The 6,279-nt window shown below is 69.7% G+C and carries 5 protein-coding genes; 3 read left to right on the forward strand and 2 right to left on the reverse strand.

Translation table 11 applies throughout. From position 1 onward, the window contains the following. Positions 1 to 150 precede the first annotated feature (150 nt). Positions 151 to 351, forward strand: a complete 201-nt coding sequence (locus VGB75_19580; GenBank protein ID HEY0169250.1) for a hypothetical protein — start codon at positions 151 to 153, stop codon at positions 349 to 351. A gap of 86 nt (positions 352 to 437) precedes the next feature. On the opposite strand, the gene panB is transcribed toward VGB75_19580, so the two are convergent. Together panB and VGB75_19590 are read right to left on the reverse strand one after the other, a co-directional pair. Next, complete coding sequence (gene panB / locus VGB75_19585) at positions 438 to 1,271, reverse strand: 3-methyl-2-oxobutanoate hydroxymethyltransferase (protein HEY0169251.1); 834 nt, start codon at positions 1,269 to 1,271, stop codon at positions 438 to 440. 112 nt (positions 1,272 to 1,383) lie between these two features. Further along, a complete protein-coding gene (locus VGB75_19590; protein HEY0169252.1) occupies positions 1,384 to 3,108 on the reverse strand; it encodes an NAD+ synthase in 1,725 nt (574 codons plus the stop codon). Positions 3,109 to 3,291: 183 nt separating this feature from the next. Between VGB75_19590 and VGB75_19595 the strand changes: the two genes are divergently transcribed. Then, complete coding sequence (locus VGB75_19595) at positions 3,292 to 4,545, forward strand: Ig-like domain-containing protein (GenBank protein HEY0169253.1); 1,254 nt, start codon at positions 3,292 to 3,294, stop codon at positions 4,543 to 4,545. Between the two features lie 83 nt (positions 4,546 to 4,628). Further along, positions 4,629 to 5,987 carry a type I glutamate--ammonia ligase gene (gene glnA, locus VGB75_19600; GenBank protein ID HEY0169254.1) on the forward strand — a complete coding sequence of 453 codons (1,359 nt, stop codon included), beginning with the start codon at positions 4,629 to 4,631 and terminating at the stop codon, positions 5,985 to 5,987. Positions 5,988 to 6,279 lie beyond the last annotated feature (292 nt).

Raw genomic sequence — 6,279 nt, forward strand, 5'->3', positions numbered from 1 at the left:
GCCCCTCGTCCGTCGCCCCTCGTGCTGAGGCCTGCCGCGCCGGCTCGCCGGCGGGGCTGAGGCCTGCCGCGCTGGCTCGCCGGCGGCCGGTTCCTCTAGCGTGACGTGCACGGCGGCCGCCCCGAGGCCGCCTCTGCGCGGGAGTCGCCGATGGGTACCGAAGATCTGACCGGGACGTTCTGGTTCTGCCAGAAGCACCACGCCGTCGAGCCGTTCGCAGGCTGCGGCAGCCATGAGCGGATCGGCCCGTTCGACACCGAGGCCGAGGCGGCCAAGGCGCTGGACACCATCGCCGAGCGCGAGCGCAAGTATGACGCCGAAGACGCCTCCTGGGACGCCTGGGAGGGCTGAGCAGGCTTGTCGCCCAAGGGCTGAGCAGAGGCTTTCGCCAAGGGCTGAGCGGGCCTGCCTGTCACGCCCAGGCCGAACGCGCGCTGTCAGTGGTAGCTGTGCTCGGCCCCTGGGTAGACGCCGGACTGCACCTCGGCGGCGAAGGCATGGGTGGCCTCGGTCAGCACCTGCGCCACGTCGGCGTACTGCTTGACGAACTTGGCCGGCTTGCCGTCGGCCCGCAGTCCCGCCATGTCCTGCCAGACCAGCACCTGGGCGTCGCAGTCGACGCCGGCGCCGATGCCGATGGTCGGGATGGTGAGGTCGTGGGTGATCTTCTTGGCCAGGTCGGCCGGCACGACCTCCAGCACGACCGCGAAGGCGCCGGCGTCCTGCAGCGCGCGGGCGTCCTCCACCAGGCGCTGGCCGGCCTCGTCGCCGCGGCCCTGCACCCGGTAACCGGACATCGTGTTCACCGACTGCGGGGTCAGCCCGATGTGTGCCATCACCGGGATGCCCGCCGAGCTGAGCAGCTCGACCTGCGGCGCGACCCGGGCCCCGCCCTCGAGCTTGACAGCCTGCGCGCCGCCGTCCTTGAGGAACCGGGTCGCGGTCTCCAGCGCCTGCTGGGGCGAGACCTGGTAGCTGCCGAAGGGCAGGTCGGCGACCACCAGCGCCCGGGTGGCGCCCCGGACGACGGCACGCACCAGGGGCAGCAGCTCCTCGACGGTGACCGGAACCGTGGTGTCATAGCCATAGACCACGTTGGCCGCCGAGTCACCGACCAGCAGCACCGGAATGCCGGCCTGGTCGAAGATCCGGGCGGTCGAGTAGTCGTAGGCCGTCAGCATCGGCCAGCGGTCACCGGCCAGTTTGGCGTTCTGCAGGTCGCGGATGGTGATGCGGCGGGTTGACGTGCCGCCGTAGAGCGTTTCGCTCATGTCGAGTCCTAGGGGTTCCTCGAGGCCGGCTCACCGGTCCCCGGGCGATGGGTGGACCCCACCATGGTGCTCCATTTCCCCAGACTTGGGAACCGGCGACCCGCCGAGAGATCTAACTCACCCCGTGCTCGCGCCAGCGGTTGGTGATCGGCAGCCGGCGATCGCGGCCGAAGGCCTTGAGGCTGATCTTGGGCCCCGGCGGGTACTGCCGCCGCTTCCACTCGGCCGCGTCGGTCATCCGCGTCACCCGGGCTGCCAACTCCTCGTCGAAGCCGAGGGCCAGCAGGTCGGAGAAGCCGGCGTCGCCGTCGACGTAGTGGGCCAGCAGCTCGTCGAGCACCTCGTAGTCAGGCAGCGAGTCGGTGTCGAGCTGGCCTGGCCTCAGCTCCGCAGACGGCGGCTTGGTGATCGAGTTCTCCGGGATCGGCGCGGTCTCACCCCGCCGCGTCGCCTCGGCGTTGCGCCAGCGCGCGAGCTTCCAGACCAGCGTCTTGGGGACGTCCTTGATCGGGGCGAAGCCGCCCACCGCGTCGCCGTAGATCGTCGAGTAGCCGACCGACAGCTCGCTCTTGTTGCCGGTGGCCAGCACCAGGTGGCCGTGCTGGTTGGACAGCCCCATCAGCGTGGTGCCGCGGACCCGGGCCTGCACGTTCTCCTCGGCCAGGCCGGTCAGCTTCAGCGACTCGACGAACGCGCTGACCATCGGCGCGATCGGCACCGTCTGCAACGGCGCGCCTAGGTTGGCGGCCAGCTCGGCGGCGTCGGCGAGCGAGTGCGCGGAGGAGTAGTCGCTGGGCAGCGCCACGCCGTGCACGTTCGCGCCCCCGATCGCGTCCGCCGCGATCGCGGCCACCACCGCCGAGTCGATGCCGCCGCTCATGCCGAGCACCACCGAGGAGAAGCCGTTCTTGACGACGTAGTCCCGGGTGCCGACCACCAGCGCGCCCCACACCTCGGCCTCGTCCTGCAACCGGTCAGCGATCCCGAGCGGCTCGGCCAGCTCCTCGCTGAGCGGGCGTGGCGGCTTGGGCGCCCGGTAGCGGCCGACGCTCAGCTCGCCGGCCTGGCTGACCGTGTTGCCGGTGCTGGCGGGCAGCTCCAGCTCCAGCAGGAAGAGGCCCTCGACGAACTGCGGCGCCCGGGCCAGCAGCTGGCCGTCGGCGCCGACCGCGAACGAGTCGCCGTCGAAGACCAGCTCGTCCTGCGCGCCGCACTGGTTGACGTAGACCACCGCGGCGCCGGCCTCCACCGCCCGGCGACGCACCAGGGACAGCCGCACGTCGTCCTTGTCGCGCTCGTAGGGCGAGCCGTTGATGTTGACCAGCAGTCCGACCTCGGCGGCCGCGGCGGCGGCGAACGGGCCGCCGTCCTGCCAGACGTCCTCGCAGATCGTCAGCCCGATGTCGACGCCGCCGAAGTGGACCACGCTGAGCTCAGCGCCGGCCTTGAAGTAGCGGGACTCGTCGAAGACGCCGTAATTGGGCAGGTGGTGCTTGAAGTAGCGGGCCACCACCTGGCCGTCCTGGACGAAGGCGGCGGCGTTGCGGGGACCGCCCTCTGAGTCCAGGTAGCCCACCACCACCGCGATGTCGCCCTGACCGGCGGCCGCCAGCTCAGTGGCCAGCCTCGTCAGCGCCGCGCACGAGGCCTGCCGAAACGACTGGCGCAGCACCAGGTCCTCGGGCGGGTAGCCGGTCAGCGTCATCTCCGGAAAGACCACCAGCTGGGCGCCTGCCTCAGCGGCCTGCCCGACCCGCTCGCGCACCATGGCGCAGTTGGCGTCCAGGTCACCGACGACCAGGTCGACTTGGGCAAGGGCGATCCGCACGACACTCACCCGCTCAGTCTGCCGCCTGCCTGTGCCTAGGCGCCCGGGGGGAGTGGTTCGAGCCTTGAACGGCCTCCATTTGACACCGTTTCGTCACGAGCCGTGACCGTGAACGCCCGGAAAGTAAGTCACAATGGTTGCGCTACGGCGCCCGCGACGGCGGGTGGCCGTGAAGTGGGAGGAACGGTCTTGGTGGGTTACCGGGATAGGACGGCGGCGGTGGTGTCGGGGGTGCTGGCTGCCGCGCTGTTGCTGAGCGCCTGCTCCCAGAAGAAGTCCCCCGACGCGGCCGGGCCCGGGTCGGGCGCCTCCACCGGGACGGCCTCTGCTGCCAGCAGCGCGCCGCAGACGCCACCGGCGGCACTGCGCTTCGCCCCGGCCCACGAGGCGGCCGGCGTCAACCCGTTGACCCCCGTCAAGGTCGCGGTGTCAGGCGGCTCGCTGTCTCAGGTCAGCCTGACCAACCTCGAAGGCAAGCAGGTCAAGGGCGCGCTGTCGGCCGACAAGCGGTCCTGGTCATCGGCTGAGACGCTGGGCTACAACCGCCTGTACTCGCTGGCGGCCACGGCCGTCAACCCGGCGGGTCAGCAGACCTCGACAACCAGCACCTTCAGCACGCTCAAGCCTGCCAACATGACGATGCCCTACATCCAGACCGCGGCCGGCGGCGGCGTCTCACCGGGAGTCACCTTCGGGGTGGGACAGGTGGTGCGGGTCCACTTCGACGAGCCGATTCCCGACCGCAAGGCGGCCCAGGCCGCGCTGTCGGTCAAGACCGAGCCGGCTCAGGTCGGCGGATTCAGCTGGCTGGACGACTCCAACGTCTACTGGCGCACCAAGAACTACCTCAAGCCGGGCACCAAGGTGACCATCACCGCCAAGGTCTACGGCAAGAACTTCGGCAAGTCGCTCTACGGCCAGGCCGATGCCAGCACCTGGTTCCGGGTCGGTGACAAGCACATCTCGATCGCTGACGACCGCACCAAGATGATCAAGGTCTACTCCAACGACAGGCTGGTCCGCACAATGCCGACCTCGATGGGCCGGAACGTGCGCATCCCCGGTGACAAGGGCCCGATCGACCTGCGCACCAACTCCGGCCCGCACGTGGTGGTCGGCGGCGAGAAGAAGATCAAAATGGACTCAGCCTCGTTCGGCCTGAGCAAGGGCGACGAGGCGTACAAGAAGGTCGTGCCGGTCGGCGTGCGGATCAGCTACGACGGCGAGTACGTGCACTGGGCCGACTGGTCGATCGCACAGCAGGGCAAGGTCAACGTCTCGCACGGCTGCCTCAACGTCTCACCGTCCAACGCCTACTGGTTCTACGACTTCTCCCTGCCCGGCGACATCGTCGACGTGCGCAACACCGGGCGGAACCTGGCCGAGTGGAACTCCGGCTACTGGAACGTCTCGTGGGCGAGCTGGCTGGCCGACAGCGCCACCTGAGTCGCGCCTTCGCCGGAAGTGGCTCGGCGCCCGACCGGGGCGTCGCTACCCGGCCGGAGCCGGTTACGGCAGACTGACTGATTGTGGATCGCCAGCAGGAATTCGTCCTACGCACTCTGGAAGAGCGACAGATCCGGTTCGTCCGGCTCTGGTTCACCGACGTGCTCGGCTTTCTCAAGTCCGTCGCCGTGGCGCCGGCCGAACTCGAAGGCGCCTTCGCCGAGGGGATCGGCTTCGACGGCTCGGCGATCGAGGGCTTCGCCCGGGCCAGCGAGTCCGACATGCTGGTCCGGCCCGACCCGGCGACCTTCCAGATCCTGCAGGGCGATGACGGCAAGCCCAGTGACACCGCGCGGATGTTCTGCGACATCACGATGCCCGACGGCTCGCCGTCCTGGGCAGACCCCCGCTACGTGCTGCGCCGGACGCTGTCCAAGGCTGCCGACCGGGGCCTGACCTTCTACACCCACCCCGAGATCGAGTTCTTCCTGCTCAAGAACCGCCCCTCCGACGGCAGCGAGCCGGTGCCGATCGACGACGGCGGCTACTTCGACATGACCAGCCACGACACCGCCCACGACTTCCGCCGCAGCGCGATCACCGCGCTCGAGGCGGTCGGCATCTCGGTGGAGTTCAGTCACCACGAGGTGGCGCCGGGCCAGCAGGAGATCGACCTGCGTTACGCCGACGCGCTGTCCACCGCCGACAACATCATGAGCTTCCGGCACATCATCAAAGAGGTCGCCCGGACCCGCGGCGTGCATGCCACCTTCATGCCCAAGCCGTTCCGCCACCAGCCGGGCAGCGGCATGCACACCCACCTGTCGCTGTTCGAGGGCGACCGCAACGCCTTCCACGACCCGTCGGACAGCCTCTACCTCTCGGCCACCGCCCGCTCGTTCATCGCCGGCCTGCTACGCCACGCCCGTGAGATCACCGCGGTCACCAACCAGTGGGTGAACTCCTACAAGCGGCTGTTCGGCTGGTCGGCGCCGGGCCAGCTGGTCGAAGCCCCGACCTACGTGTGCTGGGGCCACGCCAATCGCTCAGCCCTGGTCCGGGTGCCGATGTACAAGCCCGGCAAGGCCAACTCCACCCGGGTCGAGGTCCGGTCGCTGGACTCGGCGTGCAATCCCTACCTGGCCTTCGCGGTGCTGCTGGCGGCCGGCATGAAGGGCATCGAAGAGGGCTACGAGCTGCCGCCGGGCGCCGAGGACGACGTCTGGGCGCTGTCGGACACCGAGCGGCGAGCGCTGGGCTATGACGACCTGCCGCACAACCTGGCCGACGCGCTGCGGGCGATGGAAGACTCGGAGTTGGTGGCCGAGACCCTGGGCGAGCACGTCTTCGAGTTCTTCCTGCGGAACAAGCGCTCGGAGTGGGTCGACTACCGCGCCGAGGTGACCCCGTTCGAGCTGCGCAGGTACCTGCCCTCGCTGTGACCGACGCGCGGCGGCGGGTCTTGTCTGCCGGCGCCGAGAGCGGACATACTCGCCCGAGACCTGCCCCGGGGCTCGGCCGGGGTGTGGGGCGCCTGAGCGACGCAGGGAGATGTCGGTGGCCGCTGTCGGAAGGTGCAGTGTCGTCATCCCGACCTATAACCGGGCGGAGTTGCTCAGGCGCACGCTGGACTCGTTGATCGGGCAGGACCTGGGCAGGGACGCTTTCGAGGTGCTGGTGGTCGATGACGGCTCCAGCGACGGGACGGCTGAGCTGGCGCGGGGGTATCGGGAT

It is taken from the genome of Jatrophihabitans sp. (assembly GCA_036399055.1).
Taxonomy (GTDB): Bacteria; Actinomycetota; Actinomycetes; order Mycobacteriales; family Jatrophihabitantaceae; genus Jatrophihabitans_A.

Coding starts and splice junctions, on each gene's coding strand:
- VGB75_19580 (HEY0169250.1), top strand. CDS start 151: ATGGGTACCGAAGATCTGACCGGGACGTTCTGGTTCTGCCAGAAGCAC.
- panB (HEY0169251.1), bottom strand. CDS start 1,271: ATGAGCGAAACGCTCTACGGCGGCACGTCAACCCGCCGCATCACCATC.